Annotated in this window: 13 protein-coding genes and 1 pseudogene; 1 reads left to right on the forward strand and 13 read right to left on the reverse strand. The window is 71.9% G+C overall.

What is annotated here, in order from left to right; translation table 11 throughout:
- Together MQN93_RS35475 and MQN93_RS35480 are read right to left on the reverse strand one after the other, a co-directional pair.
- Positions 1-123: pseudogene (locus MQN93_RS35475) on the reverse strand (S-(hydroxymethyl)mycothiol dehydrogenase); the annotation flags it as partial.
- 162 nt (positions 124-285) lie between these two features.
- Positions 286-3,660, reverse strand: coding sequence for a pyruvate carboxylase (locus MQN93_RS35480; protein WP_242712873.1), 3,375 nt, complete (start codon positions 3,658-3,660; stop codon positions 286-288).
- Positions 3,661-3,908: 248 nt separating this feature from the next.
- On the opposite strand from MQN93_RS35480, the gene MQN93_RS35485 reads away from it, so the two are divergent.
- A complete protein-coding gene (locus MQN93_RS35485) occupies positions 3,909-5,174 on the forward strand; it encodes a YhgE/Pip domain-containing protein (protein ID WP_016433878.1) in 1,266 nt (421 codons plus the stop codon).
- A 178-nt stretch (positions 5,175-5,352) separates the two neighbouring features.
- On the opposite strand, the gene MQN93_RS35490 is transcribed toward MQN93_RS35485, so the two are convergent.
- The 11 genes from MQN93_RS35490 to MQN93_RS35540 form a co-directional block, all read right to left on the reverse strand.
- Positions 5,353-6,342: a sugar kinase gene (locus MQN93_RS35490; protein ID WP_242712770.1), complete on the reverse strand. Its 990-nt coding sequence runs from the start codon at positions 6,340-6,342 to the stop codon at positions 5,353-5,355.
- Positions 6,339-7,223 (reverse strand): SMP-30/gluconolactonase/LRE family protein, encoded by an 885-nt coding sequence (locus MQN93_RS35495; protein ID WP_242712771.1) that lies wholly within the window; start codon positions 7,221-7,223, stop codon positions 6,339-6,341. The genes MQN93_RS35490 and MQN93_RS35495 overlap by 4 nt, the downstream gene beginning before the upstream one ends.
- Entirely contained in the window at positions 7,220-7,852 is a 633-nt protein-coding gene (locus MQN93_RS35500) for a bifunctional 4-hydroxy-2-oxoglutarate aldolase/2-dehydro-3-deoxy-phosphogluconate aldolase (protein ID WP_242712772.1), read from the reverse strand. Before MQN93_RS35500 ends, MQN93_RS35495 begins: the two co-directional genes overlap by 4 nt.
- A gap of 26 nt (positions 7,853-7,878) precedes the next feature.
- Positions 7,879-8,667 (reverse strand): hypothetical protein, encoded by a 789-nt coding sequence (locus MQN93_RS35505; protein ID WP_242712773.1) that lies wholly within the window; start codon positions 8,665-8,667, stop codon positions 7,879-7,881.
- Positions 8,668-8,669: 2 nt separating this feature from the next.
- Complete coding sequence (dgoD, locus tag MQN93_RS35510) at positions 8,670-9,815, reverse strand: galactonate dehydratase (RefSeq protein ID WP_016433883.1); 1,146 nt, start codon at positions 9,813-9,815, stop codon at positions 8,670-8,672.
- Positions 9,812-10,549 carry a FadR/GntR family transcriptional regulator gene (locus tag MQN93_RS35515; RefSeq protein ID WP_016433884.1) on the reverse strand — a complete coding sequence of 246 codons (738 nt, stop codon included), beginning with the start codon at positions 10,547-10,549 and terminating at the stop codon, positions 9,812-9,814. Before MQN93_RS35515 ends, dgoD begins: the two co-directional genes overlap by 4 nt.
- A gap of 67 nt (positions 10,550-10,616) precedes the next feature.
- Positions 10,617-11,390, reverse strand: coding sequence for an SDR family NAD(P)-dependent oxidoreductase (locus MQN93_RS35520; protein ID WP_242712774.1), 774 nt, complete (start codon positions 11,388-11,390; stop codon positions 10,617-10,619).
- 56 nt (positions 11,391-11,446) lie between these two features.
- Positions 11,447-13,534 carry an alpha-galactosidase gene (locus MQN93_RS35525; RefSeq protein WP_242712775.1) on the reverse strand — a complete coding sequence of 696 codons (2,088 nt, stop codon included), beginning with the start codon at positions 13,532-13,534 and terminating at the stop codon, positions 11,447-11,449.
- On the reverse strand, positions 13,531-14,379 hold the full coding sequence (locus MQN93_RS35530; RefSeq protein ID WP_242712776.1) for a carbohydrate ABC transporter permease: 849 nt from the start codon (positions 14,377-14,379) through the stop codon (positions 13,531-13,533). The genes MQN93_RS35525 and MQN93_RS35530 overlap by 4 nt, the downstream gene beginning before the upstream one ends.
- Entirely contained in the window at positions 14,379-15,314 is a 936-nt protein-coding gene (locus MQN93_RS35535; RefSeq protein ID WP_016433888.1) for a carbohydrate ABC transporter permease, read from the reverse strand. The genes MQN93_RS35530 and MQN93_RS35535 overlap by 1 nt, the downstream gene beginning before the upstream one ends.
- Position 15,315: 1 nt before the next feature.
- Positions 15,316-16,608, reverse strand: coding sequence for an ABC transporter substrate-binding protein (locus tag MQN93_RS35540; protein WP_242712777.1), 1,293 nt, complete (start codon positions 16,606-16,608; stop codon positions 15,316-15,318).
- Position 16,609 lies beyond the last annotated feature (1 nt).

The following is a 16,609-nucleotide window of genomic DNA, read 5'->3' on the forward strand; positions in this document are numbered from 1 at the left end:
CACCCCGCACGCCTCGATCTTCACCAGGGCCTCGCCCGGCCCCGGGTCGGGCACGATGATCGTTTCGAGGCTGACGGGGGCACCCTTGCCCCGCGCGACGACGGCGCGGACCTGATGGGTCATGGCGACTCCTCGGCGAGTTGCTCAATACGGCACGTATCTCGTGTGTCGCAACACAGCATCATGGAGCGCGGACCGCGGGTCAAGACGCGACGGGTCAAGACGCGAAGCGGCCCCGGCACGGCAGAAGCCGTACCGGGGCCGCCCCAGGGAGTGCCTCCGGGATCACCCGATCTCGACGAGCAGGTCACCGCCCTCGACCTGCTGGATCCTGGTGATGGCCAGACGCGAGACCCGTCCCGCCTTCGGGGCGGTGATCGCGGCCTCCATCTTCATGGCCTCGATGGTCGCCACGGTCGCCCCGGCGTCCACTTCATCGCCCTCGGCGACCGCGAGGGTCACCACCCCGGCGAACGGCGCGGCGACATGGCCCTGGTTGGTCCGGTCGGCCTTCTCCGTCACCGGGATGTCAGAGGCGGCGGAGGTGTCGCGCACCTGGATCGGCCGCAGCTGGCCGTTCAGGGTGGACATCACGGTCCGCATGCCGCGTTCGTCGGCCTCACCGACGGCCTCCAGCTCGATCAGCAGCCGGACGCCGGGCTCCAGGTCGACGGTGTACTCCTTGCCCGGCCGCAGACCGTAGAAGAAGTCCTTGCTGTCGAGCACGCTGGTGTCGCCGTAGGCCTGGCGGTGGTTGTCGAAGTCCCGGGTCGGGCCGGGGAACAGCAGCCGGTTGAGCGTGGCGCGCGGCTCCTTCGCCAGGCCCTCGCGGTCCTCCGCCGTCAGCTCCTGGACCGGCCGGGGCTCGGCGCGGCCCTCGAGTGCCTTGGTGCGGAAGGGTTCCGGCCAGCCGCCGGGCGGGGTGCCCAGCTCGCCGCGCAGGAAGCCGATGACCGAGTCGGGGATGTCGTAGCGGTTCGGGCTCGCCTCGAACTCGGCCGGGTCCACCCCGGCGCCCACCAGGTGCAGGGCGAGATCGCCGACCACCTTGGAGGACGGGGTGACCTTCACCAGGCGGCCCAGCATCCGGTCGGCCGCCGCGTACATCGCCTCGATGTCCTCGAAGCGGTCGCCGAGGCCGAGCGCGACGGCCTGGGTGCGCAGGTTGGAGAGCTGGCCGCCGGGGATCTCGTGGTGGTAGACGCGACCGGTCGGGGAGGCGAGGCCCGCCTCGAAGGGTGCGTAGATCTTGCGGACACTCTCCCAGTACGGCTCCAGGTCGCCGACCGCCTGCAGATCCAGGCCGGTGGGCCGCGCGGAGTGGTCGGTCGCGGCGACGATCGCCGAGAGGGACGGCTGCGAGGTGGTCCCGGCCATCGAGGCGACCGCGCCGTCCACGGCGTCCGCGCCCGCCTGGATCGCGGCGAGGTAGGTGCCGAGCTGGCCGCCCGCGGTGTCGTGGGTGTGCAGGTGCACCGGCAGGTCGAACTCCCGGCGCAGCGCGGAGACGAGGGTCGCGGCGGCCGGGGCGCGCAGCACGCCGGCCATGTCCTTGACGGCCAGGACGTGCGCGCCCACGTCGACGATCTGCTCCGCCAGCCGCAGGTAGTAGTCCAGGGTGTAGAGGCGTTCGTTCGGGTCGGACAGGTCCGCGGTGTAGCAGAGAGCGACCTCGGCGATCGCGGTGCCCGTCTCGCGTACGGCCTCGATGGCCGGGCGCATCTGGCCGACGTCGTTGAGGGCGTCGAAGATGCGGAAGATGTCGATGCCGGTGGCCGCTGCCTCCTGCACGAAGGCGTCGGTCACCTCGGTCGGGTACGGGGTGTAGCCGACGGTGTTGCGGCCGCGCAGCAGCATCTGCAGACAGATGTTGGGCACGGCCTCGCGCAGCGCGGCCAGCCGCTCCCACGGGTCCTCGGCGAGGAAGCGCAGCGCGACGTCGTAGGTGGCGCCGCCCCAGCACTCCAGGGACAGCAGCTCGGGCAGAGTGCGGGCGACGACCGGGGCGACGGCCAGGAGGTCCTTGGTGCGTACCCGGGTGGCCAGCAGCGACTGGTGCGCGTCGCGGAAGGTGGTGTCCGTGACGCCGATGGTCGGCGACTCGCGCAGCCGGCGGGCGAAGCCCTCCGGACCCAGCTCGACGAGCCTCTGCCGCGAGCCCGCGGGCGGCTCCCCGGCGGGCAGTTCGGGCAGCTTGGACGTCGACTCGATCAGGTGCGGGCGCTCGCCGTGCGGCTTGTTGACGGTGACGTCGGCCAGGTAGGTGAGCAGCTTCGTGCCGCGGTCGGCGGAGGAGCGGGCGGTCAGCAGATGCGGGCGCTCCTCGATGAACGACGTCGTCACCCGCCCGGCCCGGAAGTCCGGGTCGTCCAGCACGGCCTGCAGGAACGGGATGTTGGTGGCCACACCGCGGATACGGAACTCGGCCACGGCACGCCGGGCCCGGCCGATCGCGGACTGGAAGTCCCGGCCGCGGCAGGTCAGCTTTACCAGCATGGAGTCGAAGTGGGCGCTGATGTCCGTACCGGCGTGCGTGGTGCCGCCGTCCAGGCGGATGCCCGAGCCGCCGGGCGAGCGGTAGGCGCTGATGCGGCCGGTGTCCGGACGGAAGCCGTTGGCCGGGTCCTCGGTGGTGATACGGCACTGCAGGGCGGCGCCGTGCAGCCGCACCGTCTCCTGGGACAGGCCGAGGTCGGCCAGCGTCTGGCCGGAGGCGATGCGCAGCTGCGACTGGACGAGGTCGACGTCGGTGACCTCTTCGGTGACCGTGTGCTCGACCTGGATGCGCGGGTTCATCTCGATGAAGACGTGGTGGCCGTCGCGGTCGAGCAGGAACTCCACGGTGCCCGCGTTGCGGTAGCCGATCTCGCGGGCGAAGCGGACCGCGTCGGCGCAGATGCGGTCGCGCAGCTCCGGGTCGAGATGGGGCGCGGGGGCCATCTCGACGACCTTCTGGTGGCGGCGCTGCAGGGAGCAGTCGCGCTCGAAGAGGTGGATGACGTTGCCCTCGCCGTCGGCGAGGATCTGCACCTCGATGTGGCGGGGGTCGACGACGGCCTTCTCCAGGAAGACGGTCGGGTCTCCGAACGCGGAGGCGGCCTCGCGGGACGCCGCCTCGATGGACTCGCGCAGCGCGGCCGGGTCCTCGACGCGGCGCATGCCGCGCCCGCCGCCGCCCGCGACCGCCTTCACGAACACCGGGAAGCCGATCTCCTCGGCAGCGCGGACGAGTTCGTCGATGTCGTTGGAGGGTTCGGAGGAACCGAGGACGGGGACGCCGGCCGCCCGGGCGGCGGCCACCGCTCGCGCCTTGTTGCCGGTCAGTTCCAGGGTCTGCGCGCTGGGGCCGACGAACGTGATGCCCGCCTCCTCGCATGCGCGCGCGAGCTCCGGGTTCTCGGACAGGAAGCCGTAGCCGGGGTAGACGGCGTCGGCGCCCGCCTCGCGCGCGGCGCGGACGATCTCCTCGACGGAGAGGTACGCCCGCACGGGGTGCCCCTGTTCACCGATCTCGTAGGCCTCGTCGGCCTTGAGCCGGTGCAACGAGTTGCGGTCCTCGTACGGGAAGACGGCGACGGTCCTCGCGCCCAGCTCGAACCCGGCGCGGAACGCCCTGATCGCGATCTCACCACGGTTGGCGACCAGCACCTTGCGGAACATCACCGCTCCCTTCAGCCTGCCGATGACGTGCACCATGGTGTCGGTCACGATCCAGTCACGCCATGTGAGGCGGGCCACTCACCTCAAGATGTGATCTCCGTGAGGTGAAAACAGGGCTCTCGTGAGGGAGGCCGGATTCGGTCACTCACGCGCGGCTTGCCCTCCTTCGTCCGCTCTTCTCCGTAGGCTCTGCGTCCGTACAGGAGCCGTGCGGCGGACGTCCGTCCTCCCCCGACCTACGGAGCGCCATGGCCGACACCAGCCCCCAGGCCCGTGCCGTCAACCTGCTGGGCCGCCCGAAGCTGTGGCTCGTGCCCACCGTGCTGACCGGAGTGCTCGCCCTGCTGCTGGCGCTGCTCTACATGGGCGGCATCGTCAATCCGCAGGGCTCCCTGCACCATCTGCCCATCGCCCTGGTCAACAGCGACACCGGGAAGCCGCCGCCCGGGCAGAAGCAGAACGCGGGCGCGCAGATCGCGGCGGCCATCACCTCCGACACCTCGACCGACAAGGCCGAGTGGCGGACCCTCACCCGCGCCCGGGCCCAGGACGAACTCGACTCCGGCAAGGTCTACGGCGCCCTGGTCATCCCGCCCGACTTCACCGCCTCGCTCACGGCACTCACCACGGCGGACGCGACGAGACGTCCGACGTTGACGGTGCTCACCAACCCCGGCAAGGGCAGCCTGGGTTCGTCCCTCGCCAGTCAGATCACGACGGCGGCGGCGCACCAGGCCTCGCAGAGCATCGGCAGGCAACTGACGAAGGCGGCGGGCGGGCAGGCCGACTCGACGACCAAGCTCCTGCTGGCCGACCCCGTGAACGTGGTCACGCAAGTGGGCCATCCGATCGGTGGCCACAGCGGGCTCGGACTGAGCGCCTTCTACTACACGCTGCTGCTGGTCCTGGCGGGTTTCATGGGCGGCAACATCATCACCAACGCCGTCGACACCGCCCTCGGCTACACCGACAGCGAGATCGGCCCCTGGCACACCCGCCGCCCCACCGTGCCGATCAGCCGCACCCAGACGCTGCTGCTCAACATGGCGCTGACCGCGGGCATCACGGTCGTCAGCGTCTCCTTGATCATGCTGGCCACCGTCTCCGTCCTGGGCATGGACGCCACCCACATCCCGCTGCTGTGGATCTACTCCTACTGCGCGGCCCTCGCCGTCGGGCTGGGCGTACAGGCCATCAACGCAGCCTTCGGCGGGATCGGTCAGCTGGTCTCCATGTTCGTGTTCATCGTCCTGGGCCTGCCGTCCTCGGGCGCCACCGTCCCCCTGCAGGCCGTCCCCGCCTTCTACCGCTTCCTCTCCCACTTCGAACCCATGCGCCAACTCAGCGACGGCGTCCGCGCCATCCTCTACTTCGACGCCCGCGGCGACGCCGGCCTCACCCGCTCCTGGATCATGATCGCCATCGGCGCGGCCCTGGCTCTGCTCTTCGGCTTCGCGATGACGCGGTACTACGACCGCAAGGGGCACAAGCGGCTTGCACCGCAGCCGACTTGAGCGCTCCGATGTGCGGTGCTCGGATGCGGCGAGTGCCTCCAGTGAGGCCGCGACCACCGCCGCGAGCGGGGGGGGGATGCGGCGGCCAGCAGGCCGGGGAATCCAGCGCGGCGATCCGCGCCCAGCGGGGTGCTGCGGGAACAGAGGCTTCGGAACGGACGTCGGACATGGGCCTGCGTCAACTCATGGCTGCACCCCACTCTTCCTCGTCCGCCGCGAGGAGTTGCTCGATGCGGGCGCCGTCCGGCAGGGGGCCGTGGTCACCCGTCACCCGCAGTGCGGACGAGGCGGTGATGTGGCCGAGGCGCAGGGCGCGCTTCAGCTCGTACCCCCGCAGCAGACCGGCCAGGAACCCGGCGGCGAAGGCGTCGCCCGCGCCGACGGGTTCCACGACGTCGGTGCGCAGCGCCGGGACCGTGCACGTTTCTCCGTCCGCGAAGGCGTGGGCCGCCACTCCGCCGTCCTTGACGACGAGGATGCGCGGGCGGGCCAACAGCCGCCGTACGTCGGCCGGTTGGAGGTCCGCTCCCCACAGGTCCTGTGCCTCGTCGAGGCCGACGAAGGTGATGTCGGCGCGGTCGGCCAGGTCGCGCAGCACCGTGGCGGCCGTGCCGTCGGGCCAGAGGGCGGGGCGGTGGTTGACGTCGAAGCTGACGGCGTGGGGGCGCTCGCCGGGCGGGGTGCCGAGGGCGGCTTCGACGAGTTTCCGGCAGGACGGGGAGAGGGCCGGGGTGACTCCGGTGAGGTGCAACAGGGCCGCCGACCGCACCCGTTCGTCGTCCAGCACCTCCGGCCCCAAGGCCGAGGCCGCCGATCCGCCGCGGTAGTAGTGGACGCGGGTACGGTCGCGGCCAGGGTCCTTCACCAGCAGTCCGGTGGGTCGCTCAGGATCGGTCCGTACGCCCGTGACGTCGACGCCCGCGGCAGCCACGGCCGCGCGCACCCGTCGCCCGAAGGCGTCGTCACCGAGTGCGGAGAGCCAGGAGACGCTACGACCGAGATCGGCGAGGTACATGGCCACGTTGGACTCCGCGCCCGCCACCGACAGCCGCAGGTCCTCCGCGCTGTCGAGCGGTACGGGTGGGGTGGGTGCCAGGGCGGCCATGGTCTCGCCGATGCAGACCACGGGGCCGTCGGCCGGGAAGCGCGGGAAGGGGACGCCGCTCATGCCACCTCCTGCGTCGGGCGGTACGCGGCGGCCGGTGTCCCCGGCACGTCGACCCGGGCGGTGAACACGGCGCCGTCGTAGGGACCGGGCGCGGTGAGGCCGATGCGGGCGGTCGTGATGTGCAGGACGTCGTCCCGCAGACAGACCCCCGCGGGCTGGCTGGCGGGCAGGCGGAGGGTGCGGTCGAGTCGGCCGTCCGGCAGATACCGGCGTACGGTCCCGGTGCCCCACACCGCGATCCAGACGGCCCCTTCGACGTCGACCGTCATGCCGTCTGGGCTGCCGTCGTCGACGGTCAAGAAGGGCTCCGGCGTGCCGAGTTCACCCGTCGCCGGGTCGAGGGGATGGCGGCGGACGATGCCGCGTGCGCTGTCGGCGAGGTACATCGCGGTGCCGTCCGCCGTGAAGGCGGGTCCGTTCGGCACGGTGATGCCGTCGAGGACGCGGGTCACAGTGCCGTCGTGGTCGACGCGATAGAGCGAGCCGGCTCCCTCGTCGGCGTCGTAGGCCATGCTGCCCGCCCAGAACCGGCCGGAGGGGTCGGCCGCCGCGTCGTTCATCCGCATGGCGAGCGGGGCGCCGTCCTCGGGTCGCGCCAGCCACTTCGTCGTCCCGTCGGGGGCGAGCAGGCAGATGCCGGTGCCCGCGGCGGCGATCCAGGTGCCGGGGCGGTCGGCGACGGGGGCGACCGCGCCCAACGGCACGGAGAGACGGGCCAGTTCGCGCAGGGGTGCGGCGGGATCGTCGGGCGTGGCGAGCAGCCTGCCCTTGAGGATGTCGACCAGGACCGTCCCGGAGGCGGAGTCGGTCCAGCGGATGCCCTCGCCCAGTTCCAGACGGTCGGGGCGCAGGACCTCATCGGGTACCAGAGCGGGGGTCACTGCGCGAACTCCCCCACCACCGCCCGGAACGCGCGGGCGCGCCCCCGCAGGTCCGCGATGCTTCCGCCGTCCGCCGCGTCGCCGACGAGCGGGGAACCGACACCGACCGCGATCGCACCGGCGGCCAGGTATGCGCGCGCGGCGGCCTCGTCGACCCCGCCCACCGGCACGAAGGGCGCGTCGGGGAACGGCCCGCGCAGCGCCTTGACGTAGCCGGGGCCACCCGCCTGCGCGGCCGGGAAGATCTTCAGCGCGGCGACGCCCAGGCCGCGGGCGGTCGCGATCTCGGTCGGTGTCATCACGCCCGCGAGGACCGGCATGCCGAGCTCCTGTGCGGCGCCGACGCCTTCGCCGAGCGCCGGGGTGACGGCGAAGTCCGCCCCCGCCCGGTGCGCCGCTCGGGCGTCGTCGGCGGTCAGGATCGTGCCCGCGCCGAGGGGGCGGTCGGGGCCGAGTTCCTGCCGGGCCTGCTCGATGACGGTGAGGGCGTCCTTGCCGGTCAGCGACACCTCGATCAGCTCGATGCCCTCGTCGGCCAGGGCCAGGACGGTGCGCAGGGCGGCGGCGGGGTCGTCCCCGCGCACGATGGCGACGAGGCGGTGGGCGGCCAGGGCCGCTCGCAGATCCATGAACAGATGCTCCAATACGTACGGTTTCAGGGGCAGTTGCAGCCCGCGGACACGGTGAGCCGCCAGCGGACCTCGCCGGATGCGGGCACCCGGGCGGCATCGCCGGGGCCCGCCTCGGCGAGGTCGAAGACACGGCCGAGCATGGGCTCGACGCCGGTGCTGCGATAGGGGTCCGTGTCCGGGAAGCCGCCGAGGTTGCGCCACAGGGCGATCGACACCGGCTGAGGCACACCCCCTGATATTTCGAGCGCGAACGACAGGCGGTCCTCATCGTCGTGGACGCAGACATGTGAGGCGTCCACGACCGCCCCTACCGCCGTCCCGTCATCCGGTCCGAAGCGGTCGAGGCGCGTCCCGCCGGGTGCGGGCCAACTGCCCTCCACCCAGGACCCGTTCGCCGACGGATACAGCCGTGTTACCGCCCCCTCGGGCAGCTGCACGGTCGCCCGGGTGGAGAGGTCCAGCAGCGCGTGCGCGGCCCACACGAACCGGAAGCCCGGCTCGGCCGACAGGACGTAGTCGACCCCGCCGTCCTCCCCCACCGTCCGGTGCAGCGAGAACCGCTCGCAGCGCACGCTCTCCGTCCCGGCCCCGTCGCTCGTCCACGCCCTCGACCAGGCGTCGCCGTGGTCGGGCGTGCCGCGCACGGTGGGCACGCACTCTTCGAGCCCGCCCGCGTCCACGAAGGCGTCACCGGCTGATACGTCCTCGCGCCCGACACCGTCCCGGCGCCACAGCCACTCGCGCCCGCCGACCCTCAGCGACGTCCAACGCCCGCCATGCGCCGGGTCGGTGACGATCCTCGGAGCACTCACGGTCACCACTCCGCGAACGACCCGTCCGCATGCCGCCACACCGGATTGCGCCACGCGTGCCCGGTCCGGTCGGCCGCGCGCACCGCCGCCTCGTCGACCGTGATGCCGAGCCCGGGCGCGTCGCCGCGCGGCGCATACCCGTCCACGAAGCGGAACGGCTCGGTGTCGACGACGTAGGAGAGGAGGTCCGCGCCCTTGTTGTAGTGGATGCCGCGGCTCTGCTCCTGGATGAGGAAGTTCGGTGTGGCGAAGGCGACTTGGAGACTGGCGGCCAGGGCGATCGGGCCGAGGGGGCAGTGCGGGGCGAGCTGGGCGCCGTAGGTCTCGGCGAGTGAGGCGATGCGGTGGACCTCGGAGATGCCGCCGGCGTGCGAGAGGTCGGGCTGGGCGACGGCGACGCCCGCGGCGAGGACGGGCAGGAACTCCGAGCGCGAGTACAGGCGTTCGCCGGTCGCAAGCGGCACCGACGTCGAAGTGACCAGGCCCGGCAGCAGATGGTTCTGCTCGGGCAGGACCGCCTCCTCGACGAACAGCGGGTGCAGCGGGGCGAGTTCGGCGAGGACGCGGCGGGAGGCGGCGGCGCTGAAGCGGCCGTGGAAGTCGACGGCGACGTCCCGGTCCGGGCCGAGGGCCTCGCGGGCGGCGGCGACGCGGGCGACGACGGCGGCGGTCTCGGAGACGGTGGAGACCGGTGAGGTGGCTCCGGCGCCGTTCATCTTGACCGCGGTGAAGCCGGCCTCGACCTGTTCGGCGATCTGCTCGCCGAGTTCGGCGGGTTCGTCGCCGCCGACCCAGGCGTAGACGCGGACCCGGTCGCGTACGGGGCCGCCGAGCAGGGCGTGCACGGGGGCGCCGTAGGTCTTGCCCGCGATGTCCCACAGGGCCTGGTCGATTCCGGCGACGGCGCTGGAGAGGATGGGGCCGCCGCGGTAGAAGCCGCCCTTGGTGAGGACCTGCCAGTGGTCCTGGATGCGCAGCGGGTCCTGGCCGATCAGGTATTCGGCGAGCACGTCCACGGCGGCGCGGACGACCTCGGCGCGGCCCTCGACGACGGGTTCTCCCCAGCCGACCACGCCGTCGTCGGTCTCGACGCGGCAGAACAGCCAGCGCGGCGGGACCAGGAACGTCTCGATACGGGTGATCTTCACTGGGTGGGGGTGCCTTCCGTCTCGTCGGCGGTGCCGATCCGGTCGAGGTCGCGGCCGGCCTGTTCGAGCAGGGCGCGCATGGCGGCCTCCGCGGCCACGGGGTCCTGGTCGCGTACGGCGTCCAGGACGGCGCGGTGGGCCGGTATCGGGTCCTGACTGTGGGGGGAGCTGTGCACGATGCGGTCGCGGTGGGCGAGACCGGACTCGATCACCATCTCCATGCGTTCGAGGAGTTCGTTGTGGGTGGCGGTGAGCAGGGCGCGGTGGAAGGCGAGGTCGGCCTCGACGGCGTGCGACGCCCCGGCGCCCTCCTCCCCCATCGCCGCGATCGCCGCGTCGAGGGCGACCAGGTCGGCGTCGGTGCGGCGCTGCGCGGCCAGGCGCACGGCGGCGGGTTCGATGATGGCGCGGACCTCGGCGAGGTTCTGCAGCAGCGCGCGGTCGGCGTCGCCGGTGCGGCCGCCCTCGAACTGCCAGCGCAGCACATCGGCGTCGAGCAGGTTCCAGTCGGCCCGCGCGCGGACGAAGGTGCCGCGCTTCTGGCGGGCGTCGACCATCCCCTTGGCGGCGAGCACCTTCAGGGATTCGCGCAGCGCGGTGAGGCTCACGTCCAGCTCGCTCTGCAGCGCCACCAGGTCGAGCGTGGCCCCCTCGGGGATGTCACCGCCCAGGATGCGGCGCGCGAGGGCCTCCACGGTCTGGCCGTGCACGCCTCGGCGGGCATAGGGGGTCATGTCGTAGAGCCTTTCTGCTGCTTCGTCTGCTTCATGCCGGGCGTCCTCTGTTTCACGATCGGCGTCCTCATGCCGAGGCCTTCACCACGCTCCAGCCGCCGTCCACCACGAGACTCGTGCCCGTGATGTAGGACGCCTCGTCGGCGGCGAGGAAGGCGATGGCCGCGGCCACCTCCTCGGGTGTCCCGAACCGCCGGGCCGCGGTCTCGGCGACGCTGCGCTCCCGTTCGTCCTCGGGCACCCTGTCCCATGCGCCGGTCAGGATCGGCCCCGGTACGACGGCGTTGACGCGCACCTCGGGCCCGTACTCGACGGCGAGCTGCCCGCACAGGGAGAGCAGGGCGCCCTTGGAGGCGGCGTAGGCGGGGTGCCCCGGGAGGCCGCGGTGGGCGTGGACGGACGAGGTCAGCACCACCGCGCCCTGCCGCTCCCGCAGATCGGGCAAGAAGGCCCGCACGCCCAGGAAGCTGCCGGTCAGGTTGACGTCGAGCTGGCGCTGCCAGGACGGCAGGGTCATCTCGTGGGCGGGTGTGACGTCGACCGTGAAGGCGTTGCTGACCAGGACGTCGACGGGTCCGTACGCGTGCGCGGCGGCGGCGATGCGGGCCCAGTCCTCCTCGCGGGCGACGTCGGCGGTCACGAACCGGGCCCGGCCGCCGTCCTTGCCGATGCGTTCCGCCACGGCCTCGCCGCGCTCCTCGGCGACGTCGGCGAGCACGACGGCGGCGCCCTCCTCGGCGAGGCGTGCGGCGGTCGCGGCTCCGATGCCGGAGGCCGCTCCGGTGACCACGGCCGTGCGGCCGGTGAAGCGGGTGCCGTGCCGTCGTACGGGCTGCTCCATCGTGGAATCCGACTCCTTCGCGGGAAAGGGCTTGCTCGAAAACATAAGGGGACCGTTCATGTGCCGGCACGATGAGGGTCACGTGTCAGCACGACGAGGTCGGCGTCATACTCGGCGCTCCAGGCGAACGGCAGCCCGTAGTGGAGCAGATGGGCCCCGCCGTACGTCGTCCCGGTCGCCGTGTCGCGGTAGCGGGCCGCCGGGTCGAGCCCGCGCAGCCGCAGCCGGTCGGGGCGGCCGGGCAGCAGCGGGGCGCCGTCGAGGCGGCCGGTGCTCAACGCGGCGACGACGGTCCGGTCGCCGGCGTCGTACTGCACTCCGCAGGTCGGCTCCTCGGGGCTGCCGAGGAGCCGCGCCTCCCCGTGATGGATGACATCGCGCACCTCCTTGTAGCGGGCGATCCAGCGCGCGGCCTCAGCCCGCTGCTCCGGCGTCCAGGCCCGCAGGTCGGCGCCGATGCCCAGGACCCCGCACATGGCGTTGACGAAGCGGAAGGCGAGGCTGCGCGGGCGCGGGTCGAAGATTCCCGGGGCGTCGGTGACCCAGGAGCTCATGACGTGCGGGGCGTGGGCGTGCAGGAAGCCGTGCTGGATGGCGAGCCGGTCCAGCGGGGCGGTGTTGTCGCTGGGCCACACGACGTCGGTGCGGGCGATCGTCGCGTGTTCGATGCGTCCGCCGCCGCCCGCGCAGCCCTCGACGGTGACGCCGGGGTGGGCGGTGCGCAGATGGTCCAGGACGCGCAGGTATCCGGCGACGTGCTCGGCGTCGAGGTCGAGGCGGTCGGCGGATCCGGCGCCGGGGCGGCCGCGCTCGGTGGGTGGGCGGTTCATGTCCCACTTGAGATAGCTGATGTCGTGGGCGCCGAGGAGCCGGTCGAGCGTGCCGATCACGAAGTCCTGCACGTCGGTGCGGCCGAGGTCGAGCAGCAACTGGTTGCGCACCAGGCGGGCGGGGCGGCCCTCGATCCGGTACGTCCACTCGGGGTGCTCGGCGTACAGTCGGCTGCCGGGGCTGACGGCCTCGGGCTCGACCCACAGCCCGAAGTCCAGGCCCAGGGCCCGTACGTCGGCCACGAACCGGTCGAAGCCGTCCGGGAAGGCCGCCGGGTCGGGGTACCAGTCGCCCAGTCCCCCGGTGTCGTCGTGCCGTCCGATGAACCAGCCGTCGTCGACGACGAACAGTTCGGCGCCGATGTCGGCGGCCACCTTGGCCAGCTCCAGCTGCCCGGCCGCCTCGACGTCGAAGCCGGTCGCCTCCCAGGAGTTGTAGAGCACCTTCCGCGGGCGGTGCAGGCGATCGCCCGTCAGCAGGCGCTCGTAGCGGTGCCACATGCGGGACAGGCCGTCGAGTCCGTCCGAGCTGAAGGCGCAGGCCAGTCGGGGCGTGACCAGGGTGTCGCCGGGCGCCAGCAGAACGGCCCCCTCGTGCGGGACGCGCCCGGCGCGCACGCGCACGCTGCCGCCCGGCTCGGCCTCCGCCGTGATGTGCCAGTTGCCGGGCCACTCCAGGGCGACGCCGTAGGCGGCCTCTCCGTCCTGCACCGCGAGCCAGGGCGCGTACGCGTGTCCCGGCGCGCCCTGACGGCTGCCGATGCTGAACGTGCCGCGCGGCAGATCGAGTTGGGTGCGCTGGAACTCCTGCGACCACTGCCCACTCAGATACGTCAGCCGTGCCGCTGCCCCCGTCACGGGGACGTTCACCGCGGCCGAGTCGAACCGCCCCAGCCGCAACTCCCGCTCACCTGCGGTGTGTTCGGTCCAACGCAGGAGTACGTCCGTGCCGGGCACGGTCTCGTAGCACAGGACCGTGCGGAGGCCGAGCAGTTCGTCGGTGAAGGCGAGCCGCAGGCTTCCCGGGCCCTCCTCGGCGCCGTCGAACTCCCACCACACGCCCCGCTCGCCGTCCGGCCCGGCCGCCACCAGGTCGGCACCGGTGAACGGCCGCAGTCCGTACGGCAGATACTCGGCGGGCGCGGCGTCGGCGGGCGTGATGAAGTGCGTGCGGTGTGACCAGTCCAGGGCGGAGGGGCCGTCCTCGACGCCGAGCGGGCCCCAGGCGTCCAGCTCGGCCCACGGGCCGTCCGGGGACAGGCGCACGGTGTAGCTGGTGTGCTCGGTGCGCAAGGTCCAGCGCCGGTACGTCACTTGACCGCTCCCAGGTTCAGGCCGGCCACGAAGTGCCGCTGGAAGCACAGGAAGACGGCGACCGTGGGGGCGGCGGCGATGACCGAACCGGCGGCGATCACGTTCCACATCGACACGTACTGGCCCTGAAGTCCGATGAGGGCTGCGGTGATCGGCATCTTGGTGTCGCTGCGCAGCACGGTGATCGCCCAGAGCAGGTCGTTGAAGATCCAGGTGAAGGACAGGGCGCTGAGCGCGGCCAGGGCGGGGCGGGTCAGCGGGAGGATGATCCGCCAGAAGATCTGCCAGGGCCCGGCACCGTCGACCACCGCGGCCTGCTGGATCTCCACCGGGATCGCGCGCATGAAGCCGTGCAGGACGAAGACGTAGAAGCCGACGCCGAAGCCGATCTGCACGCCGATCAGTGCGGGCAGGGTGTCGTAGACGCCCATCATCTCGCTGAGCTTGGACACCGGGATGAGCAGGATCTGCGGCGGGAGCAGGTTGCCGCCGAGCATCAGCAGCAACAGGGCCCGGCGGAAGGGGAGTTCGTAGCGGCTGAGGGCGAACGCGGCCATGGCGGCGAGGGCGAGCGTGACGATGACGCAGGGGATGGTCACGATCAGGCTGTTGATCAGGGCGCGCTGCTGGCCGCCGTCGCTCCAGGCCTGGCCGAAGTTGGACAGGGTGAAGGAGTGCGGCCAGCTGCCCAGGCCGTGGGCGGCGATGTCGTCGAAGGAGCGCAGGCTGGTCACCAGGACCAGCAGGATGGGCAGCAGCCACAGCAGGGACAGGGCGCCTGCGCCGAGGTGGAATCCGGCCGTCGCGGCCCGCTTGCGGCGCACCGCCGTGGAGTTGGCGGACATCAGTCGGCCTCCCGGAACGCGCGCACGAGGTAGGAGCAGATGACGCCGAAGGCCAGCACGAAGATGACGACGGCGAGGGCGGAGCCGTAGCCGAGGCGCAGGGACTGGAAGGCGGTCGAGTACATGTAGGTGCTCAGCAGCTCGGACGAGTGGTAGGGGCCGCCGCGGGTCAGGGACCACACGACGTCGAATGAGCGCAGCGAGTCGATGATGATGACGGACAGAACGACCGCGTTGACACTGCGCAGTTGGGGCAGCGTGACATGGCGGAAGCGCTGCCAGGCGCTCGCGCCGTCGACCTTGGCGGCCTCGTAGAGCGCGGGGTCGATGCCCTTGAGGCCGGCCAGGTACAGGACCATGACGTAGCCGATCTGCCGCCACAGCGCGGGCACGATCACCGCGTACAGGGCGGTGTCCTGGTCGGCGAGCCAGGCGTGTTGCAGGCTGCCGAGGCCGACCGCGTCCAGGACCCGGTTGAGGACGCCGTCGGGCTGGTAGATCGCCTGCCAGACCAGGGCGGTCGCCACCAGCGAGAAGACGACGGGCAGGAACAGGGCGGCGCGGTAGAAGCCGACGCCGCGCCGCTCCTGCTGGAGCAGCAGGGCGGCGGCGAGGCCGAGGACGGCGGACAGGCCGCCGAAGACGACCAGCCACAGCACGGTGTGGCCGGCCGCACTGCGGAAGATGTCGTCGCTCGCCATCTCCCGGAAGTTGTCCAGGCCGATGAACTGCGGTGTCGAGACGCCGTCCCACTTGGTCAGGGCCAGGTAGAAGCCCTGCAGCGCGGGCCAGAAGACCCATACGGACTCGGCGAGCAGCGGGACGAGGACGAAGGCGAGGACGAGGGGTGGGGTGCGCCGGGAGCCCCGGGCCCGCTTGCCGACTGCGGGCGTGCGGGCCGGGGACTTCCGGTCGGGTGCGGTCAGGACGGCCATCTCAGGCGTTCCAGATCTTCTCGGCGTCGCGCTGCCAGTCGGTCAGGATGGAATCGATCGACTTGGGCTTGGCCAGGAACTTGGTGAGCGCGGTGTCGGCGGTGGGCTGGAGCGCGTCGCTGGAGTCGCGGTTGAAGAACTGGGTGATCTCGGCGGCCGATTCGACGTGTGCGCGGCCCTTCTTGACCAGGGCGGTCCCGGCGTCCTTGGCGTCGGGGTTGCAGGGCAGGACGGTGCCGGAGGAGCCCTTGATGTAGGTCTCCTGGGCCTCGACGGTGGCGAGGTAGCGCATCAGGTCGTAGACCTGCTCGCGACGGCCGGTGCGGGCGCTGGCGAAATAGCCGTCCACGGGGGCCTCTTCGGCGAGCGGGACCTTGGCGTCGATGACCGGGAAGCGGAAGAAGTCGATGTCGTCCAGGGCGCTCTTGGGGGCCGAGTCGGCGAAGAAGGTGCCGATGAGCATCATGCCGGTCTTGCCGCTCAGCAGGGCGGTCGTGGCGTCCTGGAAGGCGAGGGCGGTGCCGTTCGGGTCGAAGTACGGGTGCACCTCCTGCCAGCGGTCGAAGACCTTGCGCACCTCGGGGTCGTCGAACCGGTGCTTCCCGGCGAGGAGTTCACGGTGGTACTGGGCGCCGTTGATGCGGATGTCGAGGTAGTCGAACCACGCGGAGGCGACCCACGGGGTGTTGCCGCCGGCGCCGAGCCCGATCGGGGCGACGCCCTTGCTCTTGAGCTTGTCGCACAGGTCGAGGAAGTCGTCCCAGCTCTTGGGGAGTTCGCGTATGCCCCACTTGGCGAAGTTCGACTTGCGGTAGAACATGCCCCACCAGTAGTAGGTGGCGGGCACGAAGACCTTCTTGCCGGCGCTGGAGGTGCACAGCTTGTTCTGCGCCTTGGAGTAGCGCTTGAGGTCGGGCGAGGAGTCCCACACCTCGTCGAGGTCGAGCAGCAGGTTCTTCTTGGCGTACGCGTCCGCCACCGAGCCGGGGTACCAGGTGTAGACGTCCGGCGGGTTGGCCGAGGTGAGATACGTCGGCAGCTGGGTGCGGAAGGTCTCGGCGGCGACCGTGTTGAGGCTCGCCTTGCCGGAGCCCTTCTTGGCGTAGGCGGCGACGATGTCCTCCATCGCCTTCTTCGCCTGCGGGGCCGAGAGGTTGGACTGGAGCGTCACATCGCCCTTGGAGGAGCTCTTGCCCGAGGAGGTCGAGGTGACGCAGCCGCTGAGCAGTGCCGCTGTCCCGGCGGCACCGAGTCCGCCGAGGAACCGGCGGCGGCTGGGCTGAAGGTTGGCCATG

The organism is Streptomyces spinosisporus (assembly GCF_022698145.1).
GTDB classification, from domain to species: domain Bacteria; phylum Actinomycetota; class Actinomycetes; order Streptomycetales; family Streptomycetaceae; genus Streptomyces; species Streptomyces spinosisporus.

Coding starts and splice junctions, on each gene's coding strand:
- MQN93_RS35500 (WP_242712772.1), bottom strand. CDS start 7,852: ATGGATCTGCGAGCGGCCCTGGCCGCCCACCGCCTCGTCGCCATCGTG.
- MQN93_RS35485 (WP_016433878.1), top strand. CDS start 3,909: ATGGCCGACACCAGCCCCCAGGCCCGTGCCGTCAACCTGCTGGGCCGC.
- MQN93_RS35540 (WP_242712777.1), bottom strand. CDS start 16,608: ATGGCCAACCTTCAGCCCAGCCGCCGCCGGTTCCTCGGCGGACTCGGT.
- MQN93_RS35515 (WP_016433884.1), bottom strand. CDS start 10,549: ATGACCCCCTATGCCCGCCGAGGCGTGCACGGCCAGACCGTGGAGGCC.
- MQN93_RS35530 (WP_242712776.1), bottom strand. CDS start 14,379: ATGTCCGCCAACTCCACGGCGGTGCGCCGCAAGCGGGCCGCGACGGCC.
- MQN93_RS35490 (WP_242712770.1), bottom strand. CDS start 6,342: ATGAGCGGCGTCCCCTTCCCGCGCTTCCCGGCCGACGGCCCCGTGGTC.
- MQN93_RS35535 (WP_016433888.1), bottom strand. CDS start 15,314: ATGGCCGTCCTGACCGCACCCGACCGGAAGTCCCCGGCCCGCACGCCC.
- MQN93_RS35480 (WP_242712873.1), bottom strand. CDS start 3,660: ATGTTCCGCAAGGTGCTGGTCGCCAACCGTGGTGAGATCGCGATCAGG.
- MQN93_RS35520 (WP_242712774.1), bottom strand. CDS start 11,390: ATGGAGCAGCCCGTACGACGGCACGGCACCCGCTTCACCGGCCGCACG.